This window comes from Achromobacter sp. 01N37 (assembly GCF_056399725.1).
The window spans coordinates 298,286-313,176 of record NZ_JBFTRX010000003.1 but is presented as its reverse complement, the minus strand read 5'-3'; the positions used below and the strand labels follow the sequence as shown (position 1 = coordinate 313,176).

General features: G+C 65.0%; 10 protein-coding genes. 3 read left to right on the top strand and 7 right to left on the bottom strand.

Annotation, left to right across the window (positions count from 1 at the left end; all coding sequences use genetic code 11):
* Positions 1–187: 187 nt before the first annotated feature.
* A complete protein-coding gene (gene gspF, locus AC1DSJ_RS07590; protein ID WP_054426370.1) occupies positions 188–1,393 on the top strand; it encodes a type II secretion system inner membrane protein GspF in 1,206 nt (401 codons plus the stop codon).
* Positions 1,394–1,566: 173 nt separating this feature from the next.
* Here the strand turns inward: gspF and AC1DSJ_RS07585 are convergent, their stop codons facing one another.
* From AC1DSJ_RS07585 to AC1DSJ_RS07575, 3 genes are all read right to left on the bottom strand, one after another.
* Positions 1,567–1,905 carry a P-II family nitrogen regulator gene (locus AC1DSJ_RS07585; protein ID WP_006218942.1) on the bottom strand — a complete coding sequence of 113 codons (339 nt, stop codon included), beginning with the start codon at positions 1,903–1,905 and terminating at the stop codon, positions 1,567–1,569.
* A gap of 138 nt (positions 1,906–2,043) precedes the next feature.
* A complete protein-coding gene (locus tag AC1DSJ_RS07580; protein WP_175169985.1) occupies positions 2,044–4,110 on the bottom strand; it encodes an NAD(+) synthase in 2,067 nt (688 codons plus the stop codon).
* Positions 4,111–4,189: 79 nt separating this feature from the next.
* A complete protein-coding gene (locus AC1DSJ_RS07575; protein ID WP_054426114.1) occupies positions 4,190–5,557 on the bottom strand; it encodes a mechanosensitive ion channel family protein in 1,368 nt (455 codons plus the stop codon).
* A 148-nt stretch (positions 5,558–5,705) separates the two neighbouring features.
* Here AC1DSJ_RS07575 and argH point away from each other — a divergent pair, with 148 nt between their 5' ends.
* Entirely contained in the window at positions 5,706–7,127 is a 1,422-nt protein-coding gene (gene argH, locus AC1DSJ_RS07570) for an argininosuccinate lyase (RefSeq protein ID WP_169272684.1), read from the top strand.
* A 495-nt stretch (positions 7,128–7,622) separates the two neighbouring features.
* The gene (locus tag AC1DSJ_RS07565; RefSeq protein WP_441371219.1) at positions 7,623–9,680 is read left to right on the top strand and encodes a PEP/pyruvate-binding domain-containing protein; all 2,058 of its coding nucleotides are present in this window, start codon (positions 7,623–7,625) and stop codon (positions 9,678–9,680) included.
* A gap of 45 nt (positions 9,681–9,725) precedes the next feature.
* Here AC1DSJ_RS07565 and lpdA read toward each other — a convergent pair whose 3' ends face one another.
* The 4 genes from lpdA to AC1DSJ_RS07545 are packed head-to-tail and all read right to left on the bottom strand — an operon-like array spanning position 9,726 to position 14,878.
* A complete protein-coding gene (gene lpdA, locus AC1DSJ_RS07560) occupies positions 9,726–11,129 on the bottom strand; it encodes a dihydrolipoyl dehydrogenase (RefSeq protein WP_342067420.1) in 1,404 nt (467 codons plus the stop codon).
* A 2-nt stretch (positions 11,130–11,131) separates the two neighbouring features.
* Complete coding sequence (locus AC1DSJ_RS07555) at positions 11,132–12,598, bottom strand: dihydrolipoamide acetyltransferase family protein (protein WP_441371218.1); 1,467 nt, start codon at positions 12,596–12,598, stop codon at positions 11,132–11,134.
* A 1-nt stretch (position 12,599) separates the two neighbouring features.
* Positions 12,600–13,643, bottom strand: a complete 1,044-nt coding sequence (locus AC1DSJ_RS07550) for an alpha-ketoacid dehydrogenase subunit beta (protein WP_054426127.1) — start codon at positions 13,641–13,643, stop codon at positions 12,600–12,602.
* A gap of 2 nt (positions 13,644–13,645) precedes the next feature.
* Complete coding sequence (locus AC1DSJ_RS07545; RefSeq protein WP_054426129.1) at positions 13,646–14,878, bottom strand: 3-methyl-2-oxobutanoate dehydrogenase (2-methylpropanoyl-transferring) subunit alpha; 1,233 nt, start codon at positions 14,876–14,878, stop codon at positions 13,646–13,648.
* Between the last annotated feature and the right edge of the window lie 13 nt (positions 14,879–14,891).

Here is a 14,891-nt window from a genome sequence, read left to right as displayed (position 1 = left end):
CTGGAGACGTGAAATCGTGTGAAAAAACGTGAAAGCGCGTCGGAGTATACGGGGTGACAGTGCAACACTACGGTCATATTTGACATGCAACATATCGGCTTGAAACCCTTTAAATTCGGGGCTTTTGCGCGTTTTGCATTTGCATTTTTCTGATGTGCTTTGCGTTCGCGCAGCCCCTGCTTTCACCATGCCTTCCTTTCGATACGAAGCCACTGACGCGTTAGGAAAAATCGTGCGCGGCACGATTGATGCCGACACCGAACGCGGCGCCCGCAACCAGTTGCGCGGCCGTGGCTTGTTGCCCTTGTCCACGGCATTGGCGGCGCGCGCGGAAGGCCTTGGCGCCAGCCTGCGCACCCGCTTGTCGGACGCGGATCTGGCGTGGCTGACGCGTCAGCTGGCCAGCCTGCTGGCCGCGCGCTTGCCCTTGGATGCCGCGCTGTCGGCCACGCTTGAGCAAGCCGAAAAAAAACATATCGCCGCAACGCTGGGCAGCGTGCGCGACGACGTGCGCGCGGGCCATCGCCTGTCTACCGCGCTGGCCGCCCGGCCGCGTGACTTTCCCGAGATCTATCGCGCGCTGATCGGCGCGGGCGAAGAGTCCGGCGACCTGGCGCAAGTGATGGAGAAGCTGGCCGACTACATCGAAGAACGCAACACCTTGCGCAGCAAGGTGATGACGGCGTTCATCTACCCTGCGGTGGTGGCCAGCGTGTCGGTCATCATCGTGATTTTTCTGCTGGGCTATGTGGTGCCGCAAGTGGTGTCGGCGTTCAACCACGCCAAGCAGCAACTGCCGTTGCTGACCCGCGTGATGCTGGGGCTGTCGGACTATGTGCGCGAATGGGGCGCGGTGACGGGCGTGGCGCTGGTGGCGGCCATTGTGCTGTGGCGCTATACCTTGCGCGCGCCTGCCGCAAGGCGCGCCTGGCATGCGCGCGTGCTGAAGCTGCCATTGGCCGGACGCTTCGTGCTGGGCGTGAACGCTGCGCGGTTTGCCTCCACGTTGGCGATCTTGTGCGGCAGCGGCGTGGCATTGTTGACCGCGCTGGAAGCCGCGCGCCGCACCTTGGGCAACGATGTGCTGCGCCTGGCGGTGGACGAAGCATCGGCACGCGTGCGCGAAGGCGCGGCGCTGTCGGCGTCATTGGGCGCGCAGAAAGTGTTCCCGTCGCTGCTGGTGCATTTGATCGCCAGCGGCGAAAAAACCGGCCGCTTGCCCGAGCTGCTGGATCGCGGCGCGCAGAACCTGTCGCGCGATCTGGAACGGCGCGCCATGGCGATGACGGCGCTGCTGGAGCCCGCGCTGATCCTGCTGATGGGCGGATTTGTGCTGCTGATTGTGCTGGCGGTGATGATGCCGATTCTGGAAATGAATCAGCTCATCCGCTAGAAGTACGAAGGCGCTCGCCCCSTTGCCGGAGCGAGCGCCTTGGAAGATGACGTGGCCGATATGGAGTTCAGATACGGCGGCCTGATCTGGCGTTCAGAAATGGCGGTCAGAAATGGCGGTCAGAAGTGGCGGTCAACAGGCGGCCTGATCTGGCGGTCAACAGGCGGCGCGGATCACAGTGCTTCTTCGTCGCTTTCGCCAGTGCGGATGCGAATGGCTTGCTCAACGGGCGACACGAAAATCTTGCCGTCGCCGATCTTGCCGGTGCGCGCGGCCTTGACCACGGCTTCGATGGCGGCTTCGACCTGGTCGTCGGGCAGTACGACTTCAACACGGATCTTGGGCAGGAAGTCCACCACGTATTCCGCGCCACGATAGAGTTCGGTGTGGCCTTTCTGACGGCCGAAACCCTTGACCTCGGTGACGGTCAAGCCGCTGACGCCGACTTCGGCCAGCGCCTCGCGGACTTCGTCGAGCTTGAAGGGTTTGATGATGGCGGTGACTTGTTTCACGTTGGTCGTCCTGGGTGTTTGATCTGTTGCGGCGCCCGGGCCGCCGCTTGCAAGGCGGCCAGCGCGCGATGAATAAGAGAATAACACCGGGGCCCGCCGTGCAAGGGGGCCGCCAGCGTCATTGCGGGAGAACCCCGATCAGGCGTCCGGTTCGGCGTCCGGAATGCGTTCGGCGTCGCGCATCCACACCACCGATTCCGAATCGCTGGGCGCGCGCCAATCGCCGCGCGGCGACAACGAACCGCCCGAGCCGACCTTCGGCGCGTTCGGCACGCAGGTGCGCTTGAACTGGCTGGTACGGAAAAACTTGTCCAGGAATATCTTCAGGTTGCGCTTGATGGCGGCCAGGTCGTACTGGTTGCGCACGACATGCCCGGCTTCCGGCCACGCGCCCGCCTCGCGGTCACGCCAGGCGGCCAGCGACAGGAACGCCACCTTGGTGGGCGCAAAGCCATAGCGCAGCGTGTAGTACAGGTTGAAGTCCTGCAATTCGTAGGGGCCGATTGAGTCTTCGCTTTTCTGAACGGGTTTGTCGTCCGCGCCGCCCGGCACCAATTCGGGGCTGACGTCCGTGCCCAGCACGTCCAGCAACACGGCGGCGCCCTCGTCGCCCAGACGGCCAGACTCAGCCACCCAGCGCACCAGATGCGTGATCAAGGTCTTGGGCACGCTGGCGTTCACACTGTAGTGCGACATGTGATCGCCCACGCCATACGTGCACCAACCCAGTGCAAGCTCGCTCAAGTCGCCCGTGCCGATGACGATGGCGTTGCTGAAATTCGCCAGCCGGAACAGGTGGTTGGTGCGCTCACCCGCCTGGACGTTTTCGAACGTGATGTCGTAGACCGGCTTGCCGTCTGCATAGGGGTGGCCCAGGTCTTTCAGCATTTGCAGGCAGCTGGGGCGGATGTCGATTTCCGACGCCGTGCAGCCCACCACCGCCATCAGCCGGCGCGCTTGTTGCAGCGTGCGGGTGCTGGTGGCGAAGCCCGGCATGGTCACGGCCAGAATGTTCGAACGCGGCAGGCCCAGCGTATCCATGGCCTGCGCGCACACCAGCAAGGCGTGCGTGGAATCCAGCCCGCCAGAAATGCCGATGACCACCTTCGCCATCTTGCTGGCCGACAAGCGCTGCACCAGCGCCTGCACCTGGATGCTGTAGACCTCTTTGCAGCGGGCGTCGCGGCGTTGCGGGTCCGCCGGCACATAGGGGAATCGCGCCACGCGCCGCTCAAGCGGCAGCTCGGCGTCATCCAGCGGCGGGCTCACCGGCACCGCCACGGTGCGGAACTTGCGCACTTCGTCCTGATGGCGGCGCACCGACTGGCCGAACGTGGTCTGCCGCATGCGCTCGCGCGACAGGCGGTCCAGGTCCACGTCCGAGAACAGCAGATGGGAATGGTTCAGAAAGCGTTCGGATTCGCCCAGCAGCTCGCCGTTTTCGTAGATCAGCGCCTGGCCATCCCAGGCCAGGTCGGTAGACGATTCGCCCCGCCCCGCTGACGTATACATATACGCAGACAGGCAGCGCGCCGATTGCTGCGCCACCAGTTGATGGCGGTATTCCGACTTGCCCACGACGATGTTCGAGGCGGACAGATTGACCAGCACGGTCGCCCCGGCCAAGGCCGCGAACGAGGACGGCGGGATCGGCACCCAGACGTCTTCGCAGATTTCAACGTGGAATTGGAACAGCGGCAGCTTGTCCATCTGGAACAGCAGCTCGGGGCCGAACGGCACCGTCTGGTCCAGCAATCGGATTTCAGTGGCGGCCGCGCAATCGGCGGCGCTGAACTGGCGCGCTTCGTAGAACTCGCCGTAATTGGGCAGGTAGCTCTTGGGCACCACGCCCAGAATGCGGCCGCTTGCCGCGACCACCGCGCAATTGAACAGTTGGTGCGACACGCGCAGCGGCGCGCCGACGATGACGGCGATGTCCAGCTCGGCCGTGGCAGCCACCACTTGGGCCAGCGCCGCTTCGCATTCATCCAGCAGCGCTTTCTGGTGGAAGAGATCGTCGCAGGTGTAGGCGGACAGGCCCAGCTCGGGGAACGCCACCAGCACGGCGCCGCCCTGGGCGGCCTGCTGGGCCAATTCAATGGTCTGCGCGGCGTTGAAGGCCGGATCGGCGACCCGGCATTCGGGTACGCCGACCGCCACCCGGGCGAAGCCGTGGGAATACAGGTTGAAGAACGGGTTCGACATCGGGGTGATCGCCTGGAGTCAATGAAGACGTAAGTTCCAACCGGCGGATTATCTCATGGCGCCCCGGGGCCGCCACGCCCTAGCGCGGCATCATCCCGTCAGCCGGGCTGCGCTCAGGCGGCATGCCCTGCCCGTCCGTCAGCGCCAGCCCTTGCCGGTCGCGCTCGGCGGCCAGCGCCGTCTGGATGGCGTTTTCGCGCAGCTGGCTGCCCATGGCGCCGATGTCAGCACCCGACGGCTGCTGGTACAGACGCAGGCCCAGTTCCGGCAGAATCGCCAGCAGGTGGTCAAAAATATCACCCTGGATGCGCTCGTATTCCACCCAGGCGGTCACCGCGGTAAAGCAATAGACCTCGACCGGAATGCCGTCGGAGGTGGGCTCCATCATGCGCACCATCATCGCCATGTCTTGCCGCACTTCCGGGTTCTGCTTCAGAAACGCCAGCCCATACGCGCGGAACGTGCCGATATTGGTCAGCCGGCGGCGGTTGGCCGGCACGCTGGCCAGCTCGCCCATCGTCTGATTGGCTTGCGCAATGTCGTGGGTCTTGGCTTGCAGATAGTCATGCAGCAGCCGGAACCGCATCAGCCGCTGGGCTTCTTCGTCGGTCAGAAACCGCACACTGGATGCATCGATACGCAAGGTGCGCTTGATGCGCCGCCCGCCCGATTCAAACATGTGGCGATAGTTGCGATAGCTTTCCGAGAACAATTTGTAGGTGGGCACCGTGGTGACGGTGTTGTCCCAGTTCTGCACCTTGACCGTATGCAGGGCGATGTCTTTGACGAAGCCGTCGGCGTTGGACTGCGGCATTTCGATCCAGTCGCCAATGCGCAGCATGTCGTTGCTGGTCAGCTGCGTGCTGGCAACCAGCGACAGCAGCGTGTCCTTGAACACCAGCAGCAGCACCGCCGACAGCGCACCCAGGCCGGAAATCATCCACAGCGGCGAGCGGTCGATCAGGATGGACAGCACCAGCACGGTGCACACCGCCATCAGCACCAGCTTGCTGATCTGGATATAGCCCTTGATTGACCGGGTTTGCGCCCGCGTCGTGGCGGAATACGTGTCTTGCCAGGCGCTCAGCACACCCGAGAACGCCACGAACACACAGATCCACGCGCCGGCATGCGCCAGCCGGCCCACCACCGTCACCGCTTTTTCCACGTGCGGGACCAGGTCGATGCCCATAGACACGACCGCAAACGGCACGGCATACCAAAGGTTTTGATAGGCGCGGCGGCGTTGCAGCGCCTTGTCCCAATCGCCCCGGCCGCTCAGCACCAGCACGCGATGCGCCAGCAGCAGCACGACGCGCGCGACCACCCACTGGACGAACAGCGCCGTCAGGATCAGCGCGCCAATACCGACCAGCGTTTGCGCCCAAGCCTCGTGCGGCATGTGCGTATCAAGCTGGGTGACCAGTTCTTCCCATTCCAGGGGCATATTCTTCTGACTCGCTCTAAGGTCTTGAAACTAACCGGGGATTATCCGACAAGTCGGCGTCATCCGAGGTTCCGAGCCGCCGATATTGGGGCCATGCTACCCCCTTGCGTGCGCCGCCGGTTCGGCAGGCCCTATAATTCCGCCCATCATGGCAAACACTCCCTCCTCCGATCAAAACCAGTTCGCCAATAAGGCGCAGGCCTGGTCCGCCCGGTTCTCGGAACCGGTTTCCGAACTCGTCAAACGCTATACGGCGTCCGTGGATTTCGACAAGCGCCTGGCGCGCCACGACATCCAGGGCTCGCTCGCGCATGCAGACATGCTGGCCGCCCAGGGCATCATCGGCGCCCAGGACTTGGCTGACATCCAGCGCGGCATGACCCAGATCCTGTCTGAAATCGACGCCGGCAGCTTCCAATGGCTGCTGGATCTGGAAGACGTGCACCTGAACATCGAAAAGCGCCTCGTGGAACTGGTGGGCGATGCGGGCAAGCGCCTGCACACCGGCCGTTCGCGCAACGACCAGGTCGCCACCGACATCCGCCTGTGGCTGCGTGATGAAATCGACAACCTGCAAGACCTGCTGCGTCAGCTGCGCCACGCGCTGGCCGCCGTCGCGCTGGACAACGCCGGCACCATCATGCCGGGCTTCACCCATCTGCAAGTCGCTCAGCCCGTCACCTTCGGCCACCACCTGCTGGCTTACGCCGAAATGTTCGGCCGCGACGCCGAGCGCCTGGCCGACTGCCGCCGCCGCGTGAACCGCCTGCCCCTGGGCGCGGCGGCACTGGCCGGCACGTCTTTCCCCATCGACCGCGAACGCGTCGCCAAGACGCTGGGCTTTGATGGCGTGTGCCGCAACTCGCTGGACGCCGTGTCTGACCGCGACTTCGCCATCGAATTCTGCGCCGCCGGCGCGCTGATCATGACGCACGTGTCGCGCCTGTCCGAAGAGCTCGTGCTCTGGATGAGCCCGCGCGTGGGCTTCATCGACCTGGCCGACCGCTTCTGCACCGGCAGCTCGATCATGCCGCAAAAGAAAAACCCCGACGTGCCAGAACTTGCCCGTGGCAAGACCGGCCGCGTCAACGGCAACCTGGTCGCCCTGCTGACCCTGATGAAAGGCCAGCCGCTGGCCTACAACAAGGACAACCAGGAAGACAAGGAAGGCCTGTTCGACACCGTGGACACCGTGCGCGACACGCTGACCATCTTTGCGGACATGGCTGCCGGCATCAAGGTGAAGGCCGACAACATGCGCGCCGCCGCCCTGCAAGGCTTCGCCACCGCTACCGACCTGGCCGACTACCTGGTCAAGCGCGGCGTGCCGTTCCGCGACGCCCACGAAGTGGTCGCCCACGCCGTGCGCGATTGCGAACAACGCGGCTGCGACCTGGCTGACCTGTCCACCGACGAACTGAAGGCCTATCACGCCCAGATCGGCGACGACGTCCACCAGGTGCTGACGCTGGAAGGCTCGGTTGCCGCCCGCAAGCACATCGGCGGCACCGCCCCCGAACGCGTGGCTGAAGAAGCCAAACGCGTGCTGGCGGAAACGGCCGAAGGCTGATTCCGGCTCTGGCTGGAAATGGCTGGCTGGCTCAGGCTAGCGAGTTAAAACAAGGCCCCCGATTGGGGGCCTTGTTGCGTGTGGGGCCAGCCGATACCGAAAATCGGAGTCCCCAAAAAAAACAGGGGCAGCTTTCGCTCCCCCTGCGGAAAGGCCCTACGAGACACCGCGCCCGTCCGCGCGTGCAGAAACGGGCTGGGTCTCGTGCCGCCGGCGCGGCTTATTGCCAGGGGTGGATTACACGGGAATCGCTTGCGGCCGCGTATCACTGAAACTGGGTATTTTGTAAGGGGCTTGAGCCGTGTAAGGCGCGTCAAGGCGCTCAAGGCGCGAAAGGCGATTCGTACAGGAATGGGCACATCCGGTCACATCCGACTACGGGCCGGGCCAGGGGCTCCGATATCATCGCAACTCCTTGCGACCTGCCCCTTTTTTGCGTCCCCATCTCGCCTCCCCTTTTTGCGCCCTTTTTGCGCCCCTTTTTGCGCCCCCTTCATGCGCCTATCGCCCGCCACCCGCCGCCTTCCCGCGCTACGCCCGTTGCGCCGACCCAGCCTGATCGTTCTGACAGCCCTCGGCCTGCTGGCTGCCAGCATCCACCCGGCCGCGCAGGCGCAGACGGCACGCAAGCCTTCTCCCTATGAGAACGCCCGCCCGCTGCGCCCGGACGAGCGGGCCGCCAAACAAGCGGAAGATGCCAAGCACGGCGGGCCGGCGTATCTGAATCAGATCCGCACGCAGGCGGAATTCCAGCAGCTGGCGCGCGTCTATAACGCTGGCACGCCGCTTGAGATTCCGCATGTGCTGTTCGTGATTGACCGGCGCCGCGGCGACCGCATCTATTACATCGACACGCCGCGCTATACGCTGCACGAGAACTTTGCGCGCGAACGCCGGTTGCTGCCGGACGCGGACAAGGCCACGCTGATTGCCCAGTACAAAGACCCCGACCGGCGTCTGTTGTTCGGCACCCTGAGCTGGCAGCGCGATCTGCCCGGCTACACCTACGAGTTCTGGGAAGGCGACCGCGTCACGCCCGCGCTGTTGCGCCTGACCGAAGACAAGCTGCGCGCCACGTTCTACGACCCCGTGCGCTTCAAGGCGAACTCCACGACGCAAGAGCAGACGGCGCAAACCGCCGGGCTGGCCTTGGTGACGCAAGAGGCGCTGTTGCGCGAACAGACGTTTCTGCCGCTGAACACCGGCCGTGCGCAGGGCCGTCTTCGCATCGTGAAGTCGGTCGAAGACACGCCGGATCTGGCGCCCACCGATATCGTGGTGCTGGACGAAGTGCCTGTCGCCATTTCGCCGGTCGCGGGCCTGGTCACGCAGCGGCCGTCCACCTTGTTGTCGCATGTGAACCTGCTGGCCAAGGGCTGGCGCATTCCCAACGCTTACGTGCGCGACGCCGTCTCGGCGCTGCGCCAGTATGACGGCCAGTGGGTGGAGCTGACCGTCAACAGCAACGGCTACCAGGTGCAGCCCATCGCCAAGCCGCAGGCCAAACCCGATCCAACGCCCGGGACCAACCCCGACGGCAAACCCAACGACCCGCCCAAAGCCGCTGCCCTGCCCAAGCCCGATCTATCGGTGCGCGCGCTGAAATCCCTGACCGGCATGGCCACGCGCGACAGCCGGTACTGCGGGGTCAAGGCGGCCAACCTGGGCGCACTGAAATCGGCGCTGCCGCCGCTGGCCAGCGTGCCCGACGGCTTCTGCATTCCATTCGCCCAGTACGCGGCATTCATCAAGCAACTTGGCATTCCGGCACGCATCGCCGCGCTTGAACAACGGCCCGACTTCGCCCAGGACGCCAACGTGCGCCGCGCCGAATTGGCGGCATTGCGGCAAGACATCATCCAGGCCCCGCCCGACGCCGCGCTTGCCGCCGCGTGGCGCGAACGCTGGACGAAGCAGTTGCACGGGCGCGGCGTGTTCGTGCGCAGCTCGTCCAATTCCGAAGACCTGCCCGGCTTCAGCGGCGCAGGGTTGTACACCACCGTACCCAACGTGACGCAGGCCGACGCGTTGGCAAAAGCCGTGCAAACCGTATGGGCGTCGGTCTATAACTTCGAAGCCTATGAGGCGCGGCGCGCGGCCGGCATCGGCCAGGATGGCGTGGTGATGGCGGTGCTGGTGCAGCAGGCGGCCGCATCAGACAGCTCGGGCGTGATGATCACGCGTGACCCCTTTGACGCGTCGCGCCGCTACGTCACGTACATTTCCGCCAAGCGCGGGCTGGGCATCAAGGTGGTGGAAGGCAAGCGCCAAGCCGAGCAGCTGATGTATTCCACTTGGTCCAAGGCGGTGCAGGTGCTGAGCCGTTCCGCCGAGGACACGCAGTTGGTGGCCGACGCCGCGGGTGGCGTGCGCGAGGTGCCGATTGAAGGATCAAGACAAGTGCTGAACGATGCGCTCGTTGCGCGGCTGGCCGCCGTGGGCAACCAGATCAAGCTGCGCTTGGGCAATGTGGATCAGGATATCGAATGGGCCGTGCAAGGCGACAACATCATCGTCTTGCAGGCCCGGCCGTACATCGACGGCAGCCGGTAGCGGCGCTTGCCGCCACCGGCTGATCATCGATCAGCCCAACCCGAACTAGATGTGCAGCGCGTGGCCCAGCGCTTTAAGCGCTGCTTCCTGCACCGCTTCACCCAAGGTCGGATGCGCGTGAATGGTGCCCGCCACGTCTTCCAACGTGGCACCCATTTCCAACGACTGGCCAAACGCCGTCGACAATTCCGACACGCCGCGCCCCACCGCTTGCCAGCCCACGATCAAGTGGTTGTCGCGCCGGGCCACCACGCGGACAAAGCCGTCGGTGGACTCCAGCGTCATCGCGCGGCCATTGGCGGCAAACGGGAAGGATGCCGTCAGGCAGTCCAGCCCTGCGCCTTCCGCTTCCGACGGCGACAGGCCCGCCACCACCACTTCAGGGTCGGTAAAGCACACGGCGGGAATAGAGGCCGGGTGGAAGTGACGGCGTTTGCCCGCCACCAATTCGGCCACCATCTCGCCCTGCGCCATCGCGCGATGCGCCAGCATCGGCTCGCCGGCAATGTCGCCAATGGCCCAGACGTCACGCATCGACGTCCGGCATTGGTCGTCAATTCGCAGCGCGTTGCCCTTGCGATCCAGTTGCAGGCTTTCCAGCCCCCAGCCCTGCGTACGCGGGCGGCGTCCCACGGCGATCAGCACGCGGTCGGCCGGCAACAGGGTTTCGGCGCCGGAAGCGTCCTGAATGCGCACCGCATCGCCCGCGCCGTTCAGGCCCAGCACCTTGCGGCTGACGTGCAGCGCCACGCCCATCTTCACCAGGGCGGCGGCAACGGGCTTGGTCAGTTCGGCGTCGTAGGTCGGCAAGATGCGGTCCTGCGCTTCCACCACGGCGACTTCTGCGCCCAGCTTGCGGTACACGGTGCCTAGCTCCAGGCCAATGTAGCCCCCGCCCACCACCACCAACTGCTTGGGGATGGACGTGGGCGACAAGGCTTCGGTCGACGACTCCACAATGCCGCCAAACGGCATCGACACCAGCGGCGTGGGTTCGGACCCGGCCGCCAGCAACAGGTGTTCGCATTGGATGCGCAAGGTGCTGCCGTCTGCGGTCGTGACTTCGGCGGTTTTGCCGTCGAGCAGGCTGGCCCAGCCCTGCACCACTTCCACGCCGTTCTTCTTCAACAGCGCGCCGACGCCGCCCGTCAGCTTGCCGACGATGCCGTCCTTCCACGACACCGTCTGCGCGATGTCGATCGCGGGTGTCGCCACCGAAATGCCGAGCGCCGACTTGCCTGCGTAGTGGCGCGCCTTGTCGAATTCCTCGGCCGCGTGGATCAGCGCCTTGGACGGAATGCAGCCGATGTTCAGGCAGGTGCCGCCCAGTTGCGCGCCTTCGACGAGCAGGGTCGGCACGCCCAATTGGCCAGCGCGGATGGCGGCCACGTACCCACCGGGGCCGCCGCCGATCACCAGCAAGGTCGTTGTCTTTGTGATCTGGCTCATGCTTACTCCACGAAAAGCAGCGCGGGTTGTTCCAGCAGCGCACGCACCGCCTGGATGAAGCGCGCCGCGTCCATGCCGTCCACCACGCGGTGGTCAAACGACGACGACAGGTTCATCAGCTTGCGCGCCACCACGGCGCCATTGCGGAAGGCCGGCCGCTCAACGATACGGTTCACGCCCACGATGCCGACCTCGGGGTGATTGATCACCGGCGTCGTGACGATGCCGCCCAAGGGGCCCAGGCTGGTGATGGTGATGGTGGACCCGGACAGCTCGTCGCGCCCGGCCGTGCCACTGCGCACCGCTTGCGCCAGCCGGCCGATCTCGGCCGCCATCGACCAAAGGTCGCGCGCTTCGGCGTGACGCATCACCGGCACCATCAGACCGCCTTCGCTTTGCGTGGCGATGCCGATGTGCACAGCGCCGTAACGCGTCACCACGCCACCTTCATCGTCATAGCGCGCATTGATCTGCGGAAAGTCGCGCAGCGCAACGACCATGGCGCGCGCCAGCAACGGCAGCAAGGTCAGCTTGCCGCGCGACTCGCCCCATTTCTGGTTGAGCTGCACGCGCAAGTCTTCCAGTTCCGTCACGTCGATTTCCTCGACGTAGCTGAAGTGCGGAATGCGGCGCTTGGACTCGGCCATCTTCTGCGCAATCTTTCTGCGTAGCCCGATGACAGGCACCGCATCTTCGTCGTGGCGTTCGACATACGCCGTGCCGCCGCGCGCGGCGTTGCCCGCCCCTTGCGATTGCAGATAGGCGTCCAGGTCTTCGTGCATGACGCGGCCGGCCGGACCGCTGCCCGCGACGAAACGCAATTCAATCCCCAGATCCCACGCACGCTTGCGTACCGCGGGCGAGGCCAGCGGTTTGTCGCCGGGCTGACGGGGAACGGACGGCGAGCCGCCCGTGGCGGACGAAGCAGCGAATGACGAGCGCGCCGCTTGCGGTTTGGCGGACGCCGCGGCGGGCGTCATCGACGCCGCAATCTGGCCGGCGATGCCGCCCGCGGACTTCGCGGCAGGCGTTTGCGTTGGCGTTTGCGTTTGCGTTTGCGTTTGCGTTGCCCCTGGCGTTGCAGCCTGGGTGGCGGTTTGCGTTGCGCCTTGTGCTGCGGTTTGCGTTGCGCCTTGTGCTGCGGTTTGCGTTGCGGACGGGTCCGCGCCTTGTCCCGGCGCGGCAGGCTTCGGCGGTGCGCCCGCCCCGGCGCGCACATTCCCCTCGCCTTCCACTTCCAGGCGAATCAACTCCCCGCCCACGGCCATCACCTGGCCCACGTCGCCGCCCAGCGCAATCACCTTGCCCACGACCGGCGATGGAATTTCCACCGTGGCCTTGTCCGTCATCACGTCGGCCAGCGGCTGGTCTTCGGCGACGGTGTCGCCTACCTTGACGTGCCAGCCCACCAGTTCGACCTCGGCAATGCCTTCGCCGATGTCGGGCATCTTGATGATATGAATCCCCATCTCACACCTCCATCGCGCGTTTGAACGCTTCGCCGACCCGGCGCGGACCGGGGAAGTACGCCCATTCCTGCGCATGCGGATAGGGAGTGTCCCAACCGGTCACGCGCTCCACAGGCGCCTCCAGGTGATGGAAGCAATGCTCTTGAACCAGCGCAATCAATTCCGCGCCATACCCGCACGTGCGCGTGGCTTCGTGCACCACCACGCAGCGGCCGGTCTTCTTCACCGAGTTCACGATGGTTTCAAGATCCAGCGGCCAAAGGCTGCGCAGGTCGATGACTTCGGCGTCGATGCCGGTTTCTTCGGCGGCCGTCAGCGACACATACACGGTCGTGCCATAGGTCAGCACCGTCAGCGCATTGCCCGGCCGCACGATGGCGGCGGAATCCAGCGGCACGGTGTAGTAACCCGTGGGCACCACGCTGCCTGGCCGGCCGGTCCATGGCGTGACGGGCCGGTCGTGGTGGCCGTCGAACGGGCCGTTATACAGCCGTTTGGGTTCCAGGAAGATCACCGGGTCATCGTTCTCGATGGACGCGATGAGCAAGCCCTTGGCGTCATACGGATTGGACGGCATCACCGTGCGCAGCCCGCAGACCTGCGTGAACATGGCTTCGGGGCTTTGGCTGTGCGTCTGCCCGCCGTAGATGCCGCCGCCGCAAGGCATGCGGATCGTCATCGGGGCAATGAATTCGCCCACCGAGCGGTAACGCAGGCGCGCGGCTTCCGACACGATCTGGTCGGACGCCGGGTAAAAATAATCAGCGAACTGGATTTCGCACACAGGCCGCAGGCCGTAGGCGCCCATGCCCACCGCGACGCCGACAATGCCGCCTTCGGAGATGGGCGTGTCGAACACGCGCGAGCTGCCGTACTTGGTTTGCAGGCCTTCCGTGCACCGGAACACGCCGCCGAAATAGCCGACGTCCTGGCCGAACACCACCACGTTGTTGTCACGCTCCAGCATCACATCCATGGCCGAGCGCAAAGCCTGGATCATGGTCATCGGCGCAGAGGCCGGACCAGCGTTGTTATCAATGGCCATGATCAAACTCCGAGCTGCTGGCGCTGCCGGCGCAGATGCTCCGGCATGTCTTTGTAGACGTCTTCAAAAATGCTGGCGGCGCTGGGAACGTGGCCGTCCACCAGGGTGCCGTAGCTTTCCGCTTCCTTTTGGGCGGCGACGATCTCGGCGTCGAGTTCGGCGCGCACGGCGTCGTGCTCGGCGTCTGACCAGATGCCCAATCCGATCAGGTGCTTCTTGAAGCGTTCGATCGGGTCGCCCAGCGGAAAGTGCGCCCAGTCGTCGCCGGGCCGGTATTTGGAAGGGTCGTCGGAGGTAGAGTGCGGACCGGCGCGGTACGTCACCCATTCGATCAGGGTCGGGCCCAGGTTGCGGCGGGCGCGTTCGGCGGCCCAGCGCGAGGCGGAATAGACCGCCAGGAAATCATTGCCATCCACGCGCAGCGACGCAATGCCGCAGCCCACGCCGCGGCCGGCGAAGGTGGCGCCTTCGCCGCCGGCAATCGCCTGGAACGTCGAGATGGCCCACTGGTTGTTGACCACGTTCAGGATGACCGGCGCGCGGTAGACGTGCGCAAAGGTCAGCGCGGTATGGAAGTCGGCTTCGGCGGTGGCGCCGTCGCCAATCCAGGCCGATGCGATGCGCGTGTCGCCCTTGATGGCCGAGGCCATCGCCCAGCCCACCGCCTGGATGAACTGCGTGGCCAGGTTGCCCGAAATCGTGAAGAAGCCGTTAGGGCGATCGGAATACATCACCGGCAACTGGCGGCCCTTGAGGGGGTCGCGCTCGTTGGACATCAGCTGGCACATCATCGTCACCAGCGACACATCGCGCGACAGCAGCAGGCTTTGCTGGCGATAGGTGGGGAAACACATGTCGCCTTGCTCAAGCGCCAGCGCATGGGCGGAGCCAATGGCTTCTTCGCCCAGGCTCTGCATGTAGAACGAGATTTTCTTCTTGCGCTGGGCGGTCAGCATGCGCCCGTCGAAGATGCGCGTTTTCAGCATGGCCCGCATGCCGGCGCGCATCATATCGTTGCTGATCTCGGGCGCCCAGGGGCCGACCGCGCGGCCGTCGTCGTCGATCACCCGGACCAGGCTGTACGCCAAGGCGCCGGTATCAACCGCGGCAACATCAATGGGGGGTTTGGGCACCTCGCCGGGCGGCGAAAGATGCAGATAGGAAAAGTCAGTCTTGCAACCCGGACGCCCTGTAGGCTCGGGGACGTGCAACTTCAACGGCCCATATTGGCTCATATTTTGTCTCCAC

Bases quoted from the DNA above. Each gene is read 5' to 3' on its own strand.
- gspF (WP_054426370.1), top strand. From the start codon at position 188: ATGCCTTCCTTTCGATACGAAGCCACTGACGCGTTAGGAAAAATCGTG.
- AC1DSJ_RS07580 (WP_175169985.1), bottom strand. From the start codon at position 4,110: ATGTCGAACCCGTTCTTCAACCTGTATTCCCACGGCTTCGCCCGGGTG.
- AC1DSJ_RS07575 (WP_054426114.1), bottom strand. From the start codon at position 5,557: ATGCCCCTGGAATGGGAAGAACTGGTCACCCAGCTTGATACGCACATG.
- argH (WP_169272684.1), top strand. From the start codon at position 5,706: ATGGCAAACACTCCCTCCTCCGATCAAAACCAGTTCGCCAATAAGGCG.
- AC1DSJ_RS07565 (WP_441371219.1), top strand. From the start codon at position 7,623: ATGCGCCTATCGCCCGCCACCCGCCGCCTTCCCGCGCTACGCCCGTTG.
- lpdA (WP_342067420.1), bottom strand. From the start codon at position 11,129: ATGAGCCAGATCACAAAGACAACGACCTTGCTGGTGATCGGCGGCGGC.
- AC1DSJ_RS07555 (WP_441371218.1), bottom strand. From the start codon at position 12,598: ATGGGGATTCATATCATCAAGATGCCCGACATCGGCGAAGGCATTGCC.
- AC1DSJ_RS07550 (WP_054426127.1), bottom strand. From the start codon at position 13,643: ATGGCCATTGATAACAACGCTGGTCCGGCCTCTGCGCCGATGACCATG.
- AC1DSJ_RS07545 (WP_054426129.1), bottom strand. From the start codon at position 14,878: ATGAGCCAATATGGGCCGTTGAAGTTGCACGTCCCCGAGCCTACAGGG.